This window comes from Streptosporangium sp. NPDC048886 (assembly GCF_055586905.1).
Genome location: NZ_JBVJHH010000017.1, coordinates 38665 through 53589, shown reverse-complemented (window position 1 = coordinate 53589; position 14925 = coordinate 38665). Strand labels below are relative to the sequence as shown.

Annotated in this window: 18 protein-coding genes; 11 read left to right on the top strand and 7 right to left on the bottom strand. The window is 68.1% G+C overall.

The features are described 5' to 3' along the window. The first annotated feature begins 108 nt into the window (after positions 1-108). The 3 genes from ACZ6R6_RS22005 (at position 109) to ACZ6R6_RS21995 (ending at position 1453) form a co-directional block, all read left to right on the top strand. Positions 109-621 (top strand): DinB family protein, encoded by a 513-nt coding sequence (locus ACZ6R6_RS22005; protein ID WP_470095994.1) that lies wholly within the window; start codon positions 109-111, stop codon positions 619-621. 135 nt (positions 622-756) lie between these two features. Next, on the top strand, positions 757-990 hold the full coding sequence (locus tag ACZ6R6_RS22000; RefSeq protein WP_470095992.1) for a helix-turn-helix domain-containing protein: 234 nt from the start codon (positions 757-759) through the stop codon (positions 988-990). A gap of 190 nt (positions 991-1180) precedes the next feature. Then, the gene (locus ACZ6R6_RS21995; protein ID WP_470095990.1) at positions 1181-1453 is read left to right on the top strand and encodes a hypothetical protein; all 273 of its coding nucleotides are present in this window, start codon (positions 1181-1183) and stop codon (positions 1451-1453) included. Positions 1454-2394: 941 nt separating this feature from the next. On the opposite strand, the gene ACZ6R6_RS21990 is transcribed toward ACZ6R6_RS21995, so the two are convergent. Both ACZ6R6_RS21990 and ACZ6R6_RS21985 read right to left on the bottom strand, forming a co-directional pair. Further along, a complete protein-coding gene (locus tag ACZ6R6_RS21990; RefSeq protein ID WP_470095988.1) occupies positions 2395-2853 on the bottom strand; it encodes a hypothetical protein in 459 nt (152 codons plus the stop codon). A 10-nt stretch (positions 2854-2863) separates the two neighbouring features. Continuing rightward, on the bottom strand, positions 2864-3943 hold the full coding sequence (locus ACZ6R6_RS21985) for a DUF6745 domain-containing protein (protein WP_470095986.1): 1080 nt from the start codon (positions 3941-3943) through the stop codon (positions 2864-2866). 129 nt (positions 3944-4072) lie between these two features. On the opposite strand from ACZ6R6_RS21985, the gene ACZ6R6_RS21980 reads away from it, so the two are divergent. The 8 genes from ACZ6R6_RS21980 (at position 4073) to ACZ6R6_RS21945 (ending at position 11288) form a co-directional block, all read left to right on the top strand. Continuing rightward, positions 4073-4543, top strand: a complete 471-nt coding sequence (locus ACZ6R6_RS21980) for a DnaJ family domain-containing protein (RefSeq protein WP_470095984.1) — start codon at positions 4073-4075, stop codon at positions 4541-4543. A 244-nt stretch (positions 4544-4787) separates the two neighbouring features. Continuing rightward, positions 4788-5021 carry a hypothetical protein gene (locus ACZ6R6_RS21975; protein ID WP_470095982.1) on the top strand — a complete coding sequence of 78 codons (234 nt, stop codon included), beginning with the start codon at positions 4788-4790 and terminating at the stop codon, positions 5019-5021. A gap of 65 nt (positions 5022-5086) precedes the next feature. Continuing rightward, a complete protein-coding gene (frdA, locus tag ACZ6R6_RS21970; RefSeq protein WP_470095980.1) occupies positions 5087-6838 on the top strand; it encodes a fumarate reductase (quinol) flavoprotein subunit in 1752 nt (583 codons plus the stop codon). 5 nt (positions 6839-6843) lie between these two features. Further along, positions 6844-7584: a succinate dehydrogenase/fumarate reductase iron-sulfur subunit gene (locus ACZ6R6_RS21965; RefSeq protein WP_470095978.1), complete on the top strand. Its 741-nt coding sequence runs from the start codon at positions 6844-6846 to the stop codon at positions 7582-7584. Next, entirely contained in the window at positions 7584-8000 is a 417-nt protein-coding gene (locus tag ACZ6R6_RS21960) for a hypothetical protein (RefSeq protein WP_470095976.1), read from the top strand. The genes ACZ6R6_RS21965 and ACZ6R6_RS21960 overlap by 1 nt, the downstream gene beginning before the upstream one ends. A gap of 3 nt (positions 8001-8003) precedes the next feature. Continuing rightward, positions 8004-8357, top strand: coding sequence for a fumarate reductase subunit FrdD (frdD, locus tag ACZ6R6_RS21955; protein WP_470095974.1), 354 nt, complete (start codon positions 8004-8006; stop codon positions 8355-8357). Between the two features lie 178 nt (positions 8358-8535). Next, on the top strand, positions 8536-10248 hold the full coding sequence (locus tag ACZ6R6_RS21950) for a serine/threonine-protein kinase (protein WP_470095972.1): 1713 nt from the start codon (positions 8536-8538) through the stop codon (positions 10246-10248). Positions 10249-10766: 518 nt separating this feature from the next. Continuing rightward, on the top strand, positions 10767-11288 hold the full coding sequence (locus ACZ6R6_RS21945; protein WP_470095970.1) for a TetR/AcrR family transcriptional regulator: 522 nt from the start codon (positions 10767-10769) through the stop codon (positions 11286-11288). 102 nt (positions 11289-11390) lie between these two features. Here ACZ6R6_RS21945 and ACZ6R6_RS21940 read toward each other — a convergent pair whose 3' ends face one another. Genes ACZ6R6_RS21940 through ACZ6R6_RS21920 form a run of 5 tightly spaced genes read right to left on the bottom strand, consistent with a single transcriptional unit; the run spans position 11391 to position 14913 of the window. Further along, positions 11391-11693 carry a MoaD/ThiS family protein gene (locus tag ACZ6R6_RS21940; protein ID WP_470095968.1) on the bottom strand — a complete coding sequence of 101 codons (303 nt, stop codon included), beginning with the start codon at positions 11691-11693 and terminating at the stop codon, positions 11391-11393. A gap of 16 nt (positions 11694-11709) precedes the next feature. Next, the gene (locus ACZ6R6_RS21935) at positions 11710-12546 is read right to left on the bottom strand and encodes a hypothetical protein (RefSeq protein ID WP_470095966.1); all 837 of its coding nucleotides are present in this window, start codon (positions 12544-12546) and stop codon (positions 11710-11712) included. Between the two features lie 25 nt (positions 12547-12571). Continuing rightward, positions 12572-13354: a C1 family peptidase gene (locus ACZ6R6_RS21930; RefSeq protein WP_470095964.1), complete on the bottom strand. Its 783-nt coding sequence runs from the start codon at positions 13352-13354 to the stop codon at positions 12572-12574. 6 nt (positions 13355-13360) lie between these two features. Next, a complete protein-coding gene (locus tag ACZ6R6_RS21925) occupies positions 13361-14230 on the bottom strand; it encodes a phytanoyl-CoA dioxygenase family protein (protein WP_470095963.1) in 870 nt (289 codons plus the stop codon). Further along, positions 14227-14913, bottom strand: a complete 687-nt coding sequence (locus ACZ6R6_RS21920) for a TfuA-like protein (RefSeq protein ID WP_470095961.1) — start codon at positions 14911-14913, stop codon at positions 14227-14229. Before ACZ6R6_RS21920 ends, ACZ6R6_RS21925 begins: the two co-directional genes overlap by 4 nt. Positions 14914-14925: the final 12 nt, after the last annotated feature.

Here is a 14925-nt window from a genome sequence, read left to right as displayed (position 1 = left end):
CCGCCGGGGGCGCCTGTCCGCCCCGGACCGGCCGGTTGAACCCGCGGGAGCCGCCCCCGGCGGAAATCACGGTGCGTTCTCACCTCTGCTGGGGTAGCGTCGGCGTTCATGACTCCTCCTCGTAATCGCCCTCCTTTCGAGGCGGACGAACGGACCCAGCTCGTCGGCTGGCTCGATATGCAGCGCGCGATAATTCACTGGAAATGCGAAGGCCTATCCGACGCGGACGCGCATCGATCCGTCCTTCCCGCCTCTCCCCTCATGACGATGGCGGGTGTCGTCTCCCATATGCGCTGGGTGGAGAACACCTGGTTCGAGGTCATGCTGCTGGGCCGGCCGGCCAAGGGCCCCCAGTTCGACGACGGGTCCGAGGATGCCGACATGATGGTCGAAGGCATCCCGCTCGCGCAGCTCCTCGAGGACTACGACAGGCAGTGCGCGGTGTCGAACGAGATCATCGCGGCCCATTCGCTGGATGACGTGGGCAAGCATCCGGACTTCCGGGTGGCCGCCGCGTCCCTGCGCTGGATCCTGCTCCACATGATCGAGGAGACCGCCCGGCACGCCGGTCACGTGGACGTCATCCGGGAGCTCCTCGACGGCGGAAAGGGCTACTACTAGAGAGGTCGTCCTCGCCGCCGCCCAGCACGGGGAAGGGGCGGCTGGCGCCGCCGGCCGTCCTTAACACCCGGCCCAGGGTGACCACGCGGTCGACCGGCAGCGCGACGGCCTTGCGGATATATAAGGAACCGTCGGATGCCCCCTGCCGAGAACCCCGAACACGCCATCGAAGTGCACCTGGACCGGCTGCTCGAGGAACGCGGTATGACGCTGGTCGAGCTGGCCGACAGGGTGGGGGTCACCAACGTGAATCTGTCGATCCTCAAGAACAACCGCGCCAAGGCGATCCGGTTCTCCACGCTGAGCATGATCTGCGAGGCTCTCGGCTGCCAGCCCGGCGACCTGCTGTCCTTCACACCCCGCAGATAGCGGGACGGCGCACGCGCGGTTGCTCCCGTCAGGGGCCGGGAGCAACCGCCCGCGATCGGCCCGCCGCGCCAGGCGGACCAGGAGCGTTACGTGCCGTGCGGCGGAAGGACCGGGAACGACCCTCCGCAGGTATGCCGATCTCCCCGTGAGGAGACGGATCACCCGGGCTTTCCGGACGTACGATCCGGGCATGACCCGCCGGAGCGCCACAGCATGGTGCGCAGGACTCGGAGTGGCCGCACTGGCTCTGACAGGATGCGCCGACGACGACGAGATCTTCGTCTCCAACTTCAGCGACTCGCACGGCAGAGCCTGCACGTTCGTCTACACCGCCCGGGAGGGCGAGGGCTGGAACAGCAGCAGGGACGTGGATGTCAGCCAGCTCGACTGCGAGTATCCGCCCGTGGGCCGCACCCCGGGACCGCCCGTGACGACGCATCTGGAGACCGGCCCCACGGAGTGACCGATGCGGTGGCGCTCTCGTCGGAGACCTCCGCGCGGCGGCGTCGCTGTCTGACTCTCCGCAAGCCATTCGACTTGCGGAGAGTCATTTTGCCGTCAGCAGGAACGCCCAGTGCGAACATCGCCGAAGAAGTCAGAAGCGATCATGACAACTGGGGGAAAAATGCTCCGAAAACTGATCCCTGTCCTGGCTGTGCTCGTTGCGGCCGGATCACCGGCCGCAACGAGCACAGCATGGGCGGACAGGTCGCCGGCCACCGCGGCGGTACGGACGGTCGCCGCCGCCGCGCCGGCCGCGCAGGCAGCCGGCGCGTGCAGTCCCGGATCTCCGTGCGCAGCGATCAACTGCGGTCCGGGCCGCGTCTGCGTGCCCTCGCCCAAGCAGTGCTTCACCACGCCCTGCCCGCAGTACGACTGCGTGCCCGTGTCGTCGGTGCCCGGCCAGTGGCGCCCGCCCTACCCGGGCTGGCGCCCGCCCTACCCGGGCTGGTATCCGCCCTATCCGGGCTGGCGACCGCCCTATCCGGGCTGGCATCCCCCTTACCCGGGGGGCTACCCAGGCCAGTGGCGGCCCCCTTACCCGGTGCAGCAGCCTTACCCGACGCAGCAACCTCATCCCGTGCAGCAGCCTTACCCGGTGCAGCAACCTCATCCCGTGCAGCAGCCTTACCCGGTGCAGCAGCCGCCCTACCCGCACCGCTGACAGACGGCGGACCGCTCAGGGAGCGCTCCCGCTAGCAGCTCCTGGCCCCTGACGGTGGCGAGCGCTGCGCCGGGTGGGACCGAGCAGGCCGGTGTCCGCGGGGCAAGCCCAGGCCGTCGTAGTGATGACCTGGGCTTGCGCCCTGTGCGGTCGAGAAGATCCGGCGCGCGTCCGGAGGAGACCGGCGTCGGCCTCCGGTCAGGCCGCCGCGCTCCGGAGAAGCCTGCCGGACGCCGGGATCAGTCCGCGACGAGGCGCGCCCGGCGCCCTTCGTACTCGCGCTGCCGCCGGACGACATAGGCGCCCGGCGTGCAGCCCGTGGCTCCGTGCTCGGGATGCAACAGGTAGGCGACGGCCGAGGTCTCGAAGATGCCGATCGCCAGCCCGTCGGAGTCCAGCACGTCGGTCGTCCACCGGCAGGTGCCGGGGTCGGCGACGAGCGTGTGCGGGTTGCCCCCGGCCGCGCCGCGGAGCAGTTCGACCCCCTCGGGAGGCACGTCCGTCCAGCCGGCAGCACGCCAGGGCCAGTCAGCGTCACACCAGGGCCGCACGGACGGCGCGACGACGGGGAGCGGGATGACGATGAGGTCGCCCTGGGCCTGGAGCCCGTCGACGACGGGGATGCTCACCGACTGCTCAAGGTGGTCGAGCACGGCGAGTCCGGTCTGCTGGGAGAGCGAAGCGAGAGTCACAGTCATGGAGGTCACCTCAGGTTCGGCGGACGAGAAGGGAGTACTGCTCGGCGGACAGCCCGTAGGTCCAGCCGGCGGCGGCGATCGGATCGTCGAGGGAGCCCGGCACGGTCAGCCCGTACCGGCGGCGGTGTCCGTCGCGTTCGACGGACCCGTTGACCGCGAGGAGCACCCTCGTCTCCTTCCGCATGTCGTAGAGCCGCAGTTCCGAGCCGGGGTTGCCGGGGTCCGGCGCGGAGGCGACCAGCCGCAGCCCGGCCCGGTCGATGTAGGACGCCCAGCCGATGTGCTCGATCGCGCACCGCCTGACCTCGACATTGGCCTCCCGCGCGATCCGCGGGACGCTCGGATCCGTGATCACCCAGGAGGGCACCTGCGTCCCGTGCCAGGCGTACACCTCCCACCCGTCCGCGTAACGTGCCGCGGGGCCGTCCGCGCGGTGCAGCCGCACCTCGCCGTCATCGCCCCACACCTCCGTGTGCATGGCGACGGGCCGCTCGGAGACGACGCACACGCCCTCGCGGGGCCACCACCAGCCGCATGACCGGGCCACCGCCGCCCACAGGTCGAACTGCCGGGTCTGCTCGGGGGTGAAGACCACGCCGGCCGCCCGGCGGAGGGCGTCGTAGTGGGCGACCCAGGAGACGCACCGCACGTCGTGCCAGCCGCTCCCCGGATGGGGCTGCGAGCCGTGCGCCGCCTGGAGCGGCATGAGAAGCGATCTGGCGGACTGCGAGAGCGAGCCGCGGACCTCCCGGCGGATCAGCTGGTCCATCGGCTGATGGACCCATCTGACCTGGGCGTCGAGTCTGCGGCACAGCTCTCTCATCACAGCGGCGAGCCGCGGTGGCAGCGGCCATTCGGACATGCGCTCGACGGCCTCCGAAGGCCGTGGGCGCACGCCGGGGGGGACGGTGGCCAGGGCCGCGGCCGGCGAGGAGACCCAGTGGAAACGTGGTGGGGCGAGCCCGATCAGGCGGTAGAGCCCGGAGATGGCGGCCTCTGCGGCCGGACGGTCGGCGGGCAGCGTCGACGACGCCCAGCCCAGCCATTCTTCGCGAATTTCGGCAGCTTCCCGCTGCACGAGAACGCTCACCGGATGAAGGTGGCGCTGTCCTTTCCTACGATCATGTCCGGAATAGTGACAGATCGACGCGACGGATGTCCACCGCATGTCCCTGGCTATCCTCGAAGTGATGCTGATCGCGGCATGGGAGGTGAAAGTGTGACGGAGCGCAAACCACCTGGAGTCAGCTTCGAGACGTGGATCGACCGGCAGATCCGTGAGGCCACCGAGCGCGGGGAGTTCGACGACCTGCCGGGCGCGGGCAGACCCCTCCCCGGCGAGGGCAGGCCGTACGACGAGATGTGGTGGATCAGGCAGAAGATGCAGGCGGAGAACCTGTCGTTCCCGTTGCCGGGGACGCTCGCGCTGCGCAAGGAGGCCGAGGAGTCCCGGGCGGCGGCGGTGGGCGCGCGGACGGAGGCCGAGGCCCGCAGGATCATCGGCACCGTCAACGACAAGATCCGTGAGAGCTACGGAAAGACCCTGTCCGGCCCGCCGCTTCTCCAACCGCTCATCGACGTGGAGGAGGTCGTCGGCGACTGGCGGGCCCGCCATCCCGCCGAGGAGAAGCCCGCCGCCGGACCACCCCGTGAGAAGCGCTCCTTCTTCCGGCGGCTCAGACGCGGCTGACCCCCTCCGGCGGCTCAGACACGCTTCAACGGCTCAGACACGGCCGAACCGCCACGGCGGGCGGCCCGGGAATCTTGATCGCGGGTCTTCTCCCAGCGTCTGGGGGGTGAGAGGCTGGGGTTGTACAGGGCAGACCAGACGCATCCGCGGTGCGGGCCGGGGCCGTTCCCCGGTCCATCGTGGCGTGCGGAGCCGGGAGCTCCCGGCTGTCTGTGACGCCCGGCCGTCTGCAGGGGAGCGGACGATGGTTGGCACGAAGATCCGTTTCACAGGTGCGAAGGCTCCGTGCGGGAAGACCGCGGACGGCGAGCACTACCTGGACGACGACGGACAGGGCCTGGTCATCAGGGACGAATACTTTTCCTGCGGCTGCCGCCGGATCCGTCATGAATATCACGACGGCAGCATCCAGGTGACGGCCGTCCGGCACGACGGGAAGGTGGTCCGGGAGGAGTTCGGAGCCGACCATGGGACCTGAGGGCGTGGACCCGCGGCCGGCGCGCGGAGCCGGAGACGGCATCGCCCGTGAGCTGGTCGCGCGGCATGACGCTTCCGCATGACGTTCTGATCGTGGGCGGCGGCGGCGCGGGGGTGCGCGCCGCGATCGCCGTCGCGGAGGACGATCCACGGCTGAGCGTGGCGATCGTCTCCAAGGTGTATCCGATGCGCAGCCACACGGTCTCGGCCGAGGGCGGGGCCGCGGGGGTCGTCCGGTCCGATGACAGCTTCGACGAGCACGCCTACGACACCGTCTCCGGTGGGGACTGGCTGTGCGCCCAGGACGCCGTCGAGGTCTTCGTCAAGGAGGCCCCCGAGGAGCTGCTCCGGCTGGAGCACTGGGGCTGCCCGTGGAGCCGCGAGCCCGACGGACGCGTGGCCGTACGACCGTTCGGCGGGATGAAGAAGATGCGCACGTGGTTCGCCGCCGACAAGACGGGCTTCCACCTGCTCCACACGCTGTTCCAGACCTCCCTCCGATACGGGCGCATCGTCCGCTACGACGAGTGGTACGTGACGAAGCTGCTCATCGACGACGGCCGGGTGGCCGGCGTCGTCGCCATCGAGCTGATGTCGGGCCGGATCGAGGCCATCACCGCCAGGGCGGTCATCCTGTGCACGGGCGGGTGCGGCCAGGTCTACCCGTTCACCACCAACGCCGCCATCAAGACCGGCGACGGCATGGGCCTGGCCTACCGGGCGGGGGCTCCGCTCAAGGACATGGAGTTCGTCCAGTACCACCCGACCGGCCTGCCGTTCACCGGCATCCTCATCACCGAGGCGGCCCGGGCCGAGGGCGGCTGGCTGGTCAACAAGGACGGCTACCGCTATCTGCAGGACTACGACCTCGGCACGCCCTCGCCCGGGCCCGTGCTGCGCAGCATGGAGCTGGGGCCGCGTGACCGCCTGTCGCAGGCGTTCGTCAAGGAGGTCGACAGGGGCCGGACCGTCGACACGCCGTACGGGCCCATCGTGCACCTGGACCTGCGCCACCTCGGGAAGGCGGTCATCGACGCCAGGCTCCCCTTCGTGCGCGAGCTCTGCCGGAGCTACGAGAACATCGACCCGGTCCGCGAGCTGATCCCGGTGCGGCCGGTCGTGCACTACATGATGGGCGGGATCCACACCGACATCCACGGCGCCACGCCCCTGGAGGGGCTGTTCGCCGCCGGCGAGGCCGCCTGCGTCAGCATCAACGGCGCGAACCGCCTGGGTTCCAACTCGCTGCCCGAGCTGCTCGTGTTCGGCGCCCGCGCCGGGCGGGCCGCCGCCTCGTTCGCCTCGGGCGCGCAAGGCGCCCGCACCGCCGTACGGCCGGCCGTACGGGCGCAGGTGGAGGACGAGCGGCGGCGGCTGGAACACGGGCTGCTCGACCGCGACGACGGGAAGGAACCGATCTCCGCCATCCGCGAGGAGATGCGGGCGACCATGGAGGAGAGCACGGGGATCTACCGTTCGGGCGGCTCGCTGGCCAAGGCCGCCGACCGGCTGAGCGTCCTGCAGGACCGATTCCGCTCCGCCCGCCTCGAAGACCGCAGCCGGACCTTCAACACCGAGCTGGTCGCCGCCCTCGAACTGTCGTTCATGCTGGACGTGGCCGAGAGCATCGTTCACTGCGCGCTGCGGCGTGAGGAGTCGCGTGGAGCGCACCAGCGTGTCGACTTCCCGGCCCGCGACGACCACAGGTTCCTGGCCAACACGCTGATCTACCGCGACGCCGACGGGACACGGCGGGTGGAGTATCTGCCGGTGACGATCACCCGGTGGCCACCGGGGGAGCGGGTGTACGGGAGGTGACGCTCATGGCGGATCACATCACCCTGCGGGTGACCCGCTACCGGCCGGAGAGCGACACCGAGCCGGCGGCTCGGGAGTACGAGATACCGCTGCGCAAGGAGTGGTCGGTCCTCGACGGCCTGAACCACGTCAAGGACCACCTGGACGGCACGCTCTCCTACCGCTGGTCCTGCCGGATGGGCGTCTGCGGGAGCTGCGGCATGACCGTCAACAGCGAGCCGAAGCTAGCCTGCGCCACCTTCCTGGAGGACTACGCGCCGGGTCCGGTACGCGTCGAGCCGCTGTCCAACTTCCCCGTCGTGCGCGATCTCGTCGTGGACATCGGCGACTTCATGCGCAAGCTGCCGCAGGTCAGACCGTGGCTCATCCGCTCGGAGCGGGAGCCGCCGGCCGAGGGCGAGTATCCCCAGCTGCCGGCGGAGCGCGCGGAGTACGAGCAGTTCAGCATGTGCATCAACTGCATGCTCTGTTACGCCGCCTGCCCCGTCTACGGGCTCGACCAGGAGTTCCTCGGCCCGGCGGCCATCGCCCTCGCCCAGCGCTACAACCTCGACTCGCGTGACCGGGGCGCCTCGGAACGGATGGACGTCCTGTCGGCGGCCGAAGGCATCTGGGCCTGCACTTTCGTGGGCGAGTGCAGCGCGGTCTGCCCGAAGGACGTCGATCCGGCGGGCGCCATCCAGCGCTACAAGTTCACCGCGGCCATGGAGTCGCTCAAGTCCTTCCTTCTGCCACGGGGGGCGTGATGAGCGAGAAGGTCCACTACACGCGGTTCCACCCCCGGTGGTACCGGCCCCGCGTACCGGTCTTCTGGTGGCTGCGACGCCGCTCGTATCTGCTGTTCGTGCTCCGCGAGCTGAGCAGCGTCTGCGTGGCGTGGTCGGTGGTGTTCCTGTTACTGCTGGTGAACGCGGTCGCCCAGGGGCCGGAGCGCTACGGGCGGTTCCTGACCTGGAGCGCCGCCCCGGGGATGGTCCTGCTGAACGTGGTCGCGCTGTGCTTCGTCCTGCTCCACGCCGTCACCTGGCTGTTCACGCTCTCACCGCACGCGATGGCCGTACGGCTGCGCGGCAGGCGCCTGCCGCCGGCCGTGATCGGCGTGGGCAACCTCGTGGCGTGGATGCTCGCCTCAGCGCTCGTGGCTCTCCTGGTCCTGGGGTGAACGATGGCCAGGCGTCCGGTGGAACCGTTCCTGTGGCTGCTGTTCAGCGCCGGCGGCGTGCTGTCGGCGCTGCTGATCCCGGCCCTGCTGTTCCTCTTCGGCGTCGCGTTCCCGCTGGGCTGGACGTCGCCGCCCGATCACGGACGGCTGGCCGCCGTGCTGGGCCACCCGGTCACACGTGTCGTTCTTCTCGGTCTCTGCGTGCTGGCGCTCTTCCACTGGGCCCACCGCTTCCGCTACGCCCTGCGTCACGGGCTGCAACTCGGGCACCTCGAAAGGGCGATCAGCCTGTCCTGCTACGGCGGAGCGCTGGCCGGGTCGGCGGTGGCCGGCTATCTCCTGCTGTCCGCCTGGTGAGAGCTGCGAGGCGGACGCCCACGACGGCCCGCGGGCCCGTTCGGCCGGGGTCGTCCGGGTCACATGTTTGAATCTTCCTGGCAGTTCTCCGGTCCACGTCCATAGGATTTCCACCTGCCGTTCAGATTCGGCATGGAGACGCACGTGGTGGACCACGTCACCGAGGCGGGGATTTTCGATGTCTGGTGGGATCGACGCGGTCGACGGCGGGATCCAGCCACTTCTTCCGCACGATCCGCAGCAGATCGGCCCCTACCGGCTGGCGGGCCGGCTGGGAGTCGGCGGGATGGGGATCGTCTACGCGGGCATCGACAGGAGCAGTCATCGAGTCGCCGTAAAAACAGTTCATCCCGAACTCGCCCACGATCCAGAATTCATCGTGCGATTCGCCCGGGAAGTAAAGCTGCTCTCGCGGATACAGGGCCGGGGCACCGTGAAAATCCTCGGCGCGGGCACCGATGACGCCCGGCCCTGGCTCGCGACCGAGTATGTTCCCGGTCCGACGCTGGAACAGCTGATCAGCGCCGGAGGGCCGCTGTCCGGAGATGGGCTGATCGGTCTCGCGGCGGGACTCGCCGAAGGCATTCACGCCATGCACCGCGCCGGAGTGGTCCATCGAGACCTGAAGCCCGGCAACATCATCCTGTCTCCGCTGGGGCCACGGATAGTGGACCTGGGCATAGCCCGCGCCGTGGACGGCACCAAATTGACGCGCAGCGGGGTGCTGATCGGTTCCCCGATGTGGATGAGCCCCGAGCAGTATGGGGGAGGTGAAGCGGGACCGGCCACCGATGTTTATGCCTGGGGGCTGATAGTGATATACGCCTCTTCGGGAGAGCTCCCTTTCGGGAATGCGCGTCCCGAACTCCTGGCCCACCGCATACTGAACAATCGAGTCAGCACGGAATCGGTCCCGCAGAGCTTGGCGGGCCTGGTGGGGCGCGCGGTCTCCAAGAACCCGGGAGAGCGCCCGCCGATAGACCAGATCATCGGATCGGTGCTACGCGGTGCCGCCGACGGGGAATCGGCAGGATCGTCTTCGGAGACCGATGCCGTCTCATCGACAACCTCGTTCATCGATGACGCCTGGCGGATGCCGGTCGAAGAGGATCCGGCGTGGAAGCGACACCGCGAGTCGCTGGCCAGAGCTCGCCGGAAACGCATATCGGTCATCGCTGCTTGCGGCGTGGCGACGCTGGGGGCGGCGGCCGCACTGTGGTTGACCTATTTTCCGTCCACCTCCTCGCCAGCACCGGGGCTGCCGGATGATTCATCAACGATGAAGCAGGCCGTGCCTCCGGTGAGCGACCGTCCGGAGTCTCCGCCGCAGACCTCTCCGACCCCTGCTCCGAAACCGGAACCGACCCCGACTCCGACCCCGACCCCGGCGGTCCTCGAAGGTGAGCTCATCACGCTGAAAAGCGGACTCCGTTTCACGCTTCCCGCCGGATGGCAGGTCTCATATGACGAGTCCGACAGTTCGGGCAGCACCTGCATACAGCCGAAATCGCTGGGCAATGCGACCTGCATGGAGTCCGGGATAGCCATCATCCAGGGCCTGGGGGAAGACGCCCAGAACTTTGGAAGCACCTGGGCGCTTTACGGTGACATGGGGCAGCTGGAGGCATGCTTCACATCGACCCAGGGGGGAGAGGACGACGTCACAACCAGGACGGTCAGCACCGCCACCCGGAGTTTCGGAAACAAGACCGCCCTGTATCGCGAATTCAGCGTCCGTTGCCCGACCGGCTACACATTCAATCCCCGCGTCTGGTGGCTCCCCCGGACGAGCGTCGCCCTGACGACGACGGCGATTCCTCGCAGCTACGACCCGACGGTCGACCAGATCTCTCGATCCTTCGATTTCCGCCATTACCGATCACCTGGATGACATTCCGCTCAGGTCCACTCGGCAGCAGGCTCCAGCCGGTGTCGCCGGACGGCGCCGCTGTACGACACTCCCCTTGCGAGCCGCGGCGCGGTCTCTCGATCAGTGCTCGCCGTTCGACGCCGTTCGGCGCCGTTCGGAACCGTGCGACACTGTTCGAACCCCTTATACATGCACGCCGTAATCCCCTTAGATGGAGAGGCGGCGGAAAGTTCTTCGGGGTGGAAAAGGCGCACCGCCCGGACGCCGGCACGTCCGTTTCCGACACCGTCCCGGCCTGCGTCGATGCCTGCCCGCCCCGGCTCGCGACACCAGCCGCATCCGCCGAAACCGGCTCGTTTTGAAACGCCCTCAGAAAGCCTCTGAGCAACGCCATCAATAGACGGAAGGCCCAAAAGTTGACACTGGATTCCAGTCGATCAGACGTTGAGATTCGATACTCTCGCGATCGTCGGACCAACCGCTCCTTGCGAGCTCTTCATGTGTCGCTTGAACAGCTCAGCTGTTCCGTAGGATTCGACGTGATCACGGTGTCGGACATCACGAAACTAGCCGATGTCCACCGCTCCACCTTCTACCGGCACTATCGCGACAAGTTCCACATGATCGAGACTCTTCACGCGGACGGCACTCGGAAGGGCCTGAGTTCGCTTCTCGTCGCCACGAGCCATCCGGTCGCCCCCTACCGGTACGTGGCGGCCCTCGTCGAGATACTGGAGCACTTCGCCGCGTACAGGCGTCTTTATCATGCGCTTCTGGTGCACCGGAGAAGCACCTGGTTCGAACAGTGGCTTCACGCGCGCTGGACCGAATCGATTCACCAGATATACAGCCACCCGTCCTCACCGGCCCTGCCCGGGACCAACAGCGCCCTCATCGATCTCAGAACCCGGATCACCGTTGAAACCTCCCTGGCCACAGTGAAATGGTGGGTTCAGGGTGACTGCTCACTGACCGCCGAGCAGCTGGCGTGCTGGTATACGAGACACATGCTGAACGGATTCTCCCGGACCACCATGCCCTGCCCGTCCGGCGCCCACTAGCGGCACGCCGGATCCCCGCCGGGGGTGACGAGATCTCCGCGGACGGTCCGCCGGCGGAACGCGATGATCACGGCCGGCGGACCAGAGACGGCTCCGGAACCCCTAGAACTCGGGGTGGGGGCTCCCGTCATGGGTCGCCCCTCCGGCCACGGCGGGGATGACCATCAGAACGTCGTCCTCCCCCACCTCTGTCGCCAGGCCACTGATCGACCTGATGTCCTCGTCATTGAGGTAGATGTTCACGAACCTTCTGACCCCGGCCGAGTCCATGATCCGTTCGTAGAGCTGGGGGTAGGTCGACCCGACTTCCGAGAGGACCTCCTCCAGCGTGCCCGGGGAAACCTGAATCTCTTTCGCATGAGCCGCCACCGGCCGCAGGGCGGTGGCGAGGACTACGCGCGCCATGTGTCGTCCTCCTCTGTCAGACGCCCATGGACGCCGAGTCGTTCGGTCTCCCGATGAAGCTGCGGACGAGCTCGACCGCCTGCGCGGGTTCGTCCGCGTACCAGTGAATCCTCGTGATCGGGTGCTCGGCCCTGCGCAGCTTCACACTGTGCGTCTCGCTGAGTTCGACGATCACGTTCGTGGAGCTGGAGACCTCCATCACCAGGTTGTCCCCGACCACCTCCGCCGACCTGCGCATCCCCCTGCTCTTCTTCTCGATCCGAGCGGATTTGATGAGGGAGGTCGGTATGGAGATGTCGTAGAACGAAGCGAAGCGCAGACGGAGCCTCCGTCGGCTGACGCAGTGGGGATAGACGTAGAGCGTCGCCACGAAGCCAGCCAGCCAGAGCACCCCGATGACGCCCAGGACCAGCATGATCGTTCGGGCCGTGGGCCAGGGCAGCGCGGCGTGGACGACCACGAGCAGCACACCGTCGGCGATGAGGACCAGCCACATGGTCAGCCGGACATCCTTGCCGTAGGCGATGGCGGCCTCGTCCGCGCCGGCGTCCTTCTTGCGGCGGACTGCCAGGTAAAGCGCACGCCACAGGAGCAGGTCCTGCTTGAAGACGGCGGCGGCCGGCGCGGGGAGGACCGTGTCCAGGGCGGTCCCGGCCGCGCCGACCTCGTCGTCACCGTCCGCGCGCGCGTCACGGTAGGTGGCCCACGCCGCTCTCGCCTGCACGAGTACGAGCACGAGGAGCAGCAGCTCGATGACCAGCACGATCTGAACGCCGGTGCCGAGATCGATGACGCCGGTCGCCAGAAGCGCCAGTTCGAGCACGATGACGGCAGGGATCAGCCATCTCCCCACCGAAGCGATCCTTCTCGCGGAGGGCTTACCCCCGGGGCTCAAGGGCCTGCTCCTTCCATTTCTTCTCGAACACGATCCAGGCCTCCCGGATCAGGCGGTTCTCGAAATAGGAGTACGGTAACCACCCGTAACCCTGCGCAGCCCACCTGGATCCCCAACTGTTGCGCACCAGAAACGCGCCGGCCGCCTGCCCTTCACCGCATGTCCGATCATCGTCGTATCCGGCGATGATTACCACATGCCGTCCGAATGTCGCCGCACCGGCCGGCGGGAGGGGGAGGACATGACTCCGGAACGAGGACAGCTGAACGGGATGGAGCGGTATGTCGACGGCCACCGGAATTCCGCTGAGAATATACTGCCGTAGTGCGCGGAGGCGGGTTGCGGTGCCGCCTTCCCCGCGCATTATACGACCGTAGATTATCCCCTTGCGGCCCGCCGCCCGAGCGAAACAAAAAGGCGGCGGATCTCTGTTTTCCCGGCCTGCCGTAAACGGCCAGTCCTCCTCTCCGACCATACCGTAGGTGTCCCAGGCCTCGAAGCTCCGGAACAGGTTCGATCCGGCCCTGTCCCTTTCCCCGATTATCAGGCGGGAGGTGCGGTAGTTGAAGAGAACGGAGGCGGTGAAATCATCTTCCCCACCCCGGCGCGCGTAGTAGCCGGCGATTCCGGCGATGACGGCGGCCGTACACAGCGGAATGTTTCCCTGGTCCACCACCGGGGGGAACCAGGCAGTGAGATCCCAGGAGGCCGGCGCTCCGAGTTCGCCGACGGGCTCGGCCGCCCAGGGTGTCCGGGGGTGGATCACGGCGTGTCACACCGCCTGTCCCACTGTGGCGCCGGCCGTGCGACCGGCGCGCATGACGTTCATCAACCGGTCGTGCCGGATTTTCGTCGCCCGGGAGAACGCCCTGAGCGCCGCCGGGTCGAACTCCTCGCCGAGCCGGGGTTCGAGGTCGTAGTGGCCGGAGCCGTCCGTGCCCCGCACCAGGAGGGCACTGTCCGGACCGGCCAGCGGCCGCACCCCGGGCTGGATGAAATCGATGGCGAAACACACGCGGTCCGTCGGGCTCACGCTGGGGCCGGAGCTGTGAATCGTCGTGGGGAAGTGCAGCGAGCACTGACCCGCGGTCAGCGTGACGTCGACGGCGGTCTCGTCGTCCACGTCGAACTCGACCTCCTCCCCGCGTAGGAGGGCCGAGACACCGGACCCCCGGTAACGGTGCGGCATGATGCCGCCGTGGTGCGTCCCCGGGGCATAGCGCATCGTGCCGTTGTCCCGATCGGTGTCGGTCAGCGCTATCCACATGCGCACGGTCCTGCCGTGGAAATCCTCCCACCCGAAGTACGGAGCGTCCTGGTGCCAGGCGAGTTCCCCGGGGCTCCCCGCCTTCCTGAAGAACAGGTTCGTCGCCCAGACGAGCAGGTCGGGTCCCAGTACGTTCTCCGCGACGGTCAGAACGCGGCTGTCGTGCACCAGGCGATCGGCCCAGCCGGCGACCAGATGGCTTTTCGGGTACGTCCAGTGATGGCCGAGGACCCCGCCGACTCTGGTGGCGATCTCCTCGTATCGGCGCACGTCTCTGAGGATCTCCGCGGCCTCCTCCCGGCTGAGGAGCTCCACGGGGAAGCAGAAGCCTTCCCCGTGGAGCCGCGAGAGCTCCTCACGATGCAGACCTGTCATGCCGCGGGCCCCTCCCCCGGGGTCGTCGGCCCGGCCGGGGCCATACAGGCCACGACCCTGGACATCAGCTCGGTCGCGTCATCACGTTTGGTGTCGGGCGCGGAGGCGGCGAAGAACTCCTCGATGCGACGGTGTTCCGCGTCGGCGACCTCCCCGGTGAGCAGCCGGAGCACTCGGGCGACCGTCCGCTCGGGGAAGTAGAGCCGCTTGGCCGTCCGCAGAAAGGATTCTCCCGTGCGTTCTTCGAACGCCCCGGCGGACAGCCCCGCGGCGACGGCGAACCTCATGTTGACCAAGGGCTCGGAGATCGGTTGGAAGTCCTCGTCCGAATAGGCCATGGCCACCTCGTCATCGGCGTCGATGCGCCCCGACAGGTATTCATCGAAGATCTTTCCGACGCCCTCCATGCCGTACGGCGCGCACTCCACGGCCCGGAGCGCGCCCATGCTCGACGAACCGAACACCTTGATCCCTAGATCGATGGCTTTCAGCACCTCCTTCGGAGAGATCGAGAGGCTCTGCATGAAGCGGCCGTCGATGATGCCGATCACGGTGGGGGGTCTGTCGCGGGCGATGAGTGCGTTGATGTCACCTCGCTGAATCGGCGGCAGGACTTCGATGTCCTGCTGGCGCGGTACCGACTCTCGGTCGAGGCTGGGACCGGCGAACACCACGGCTGTCACAGGATCGCTCCT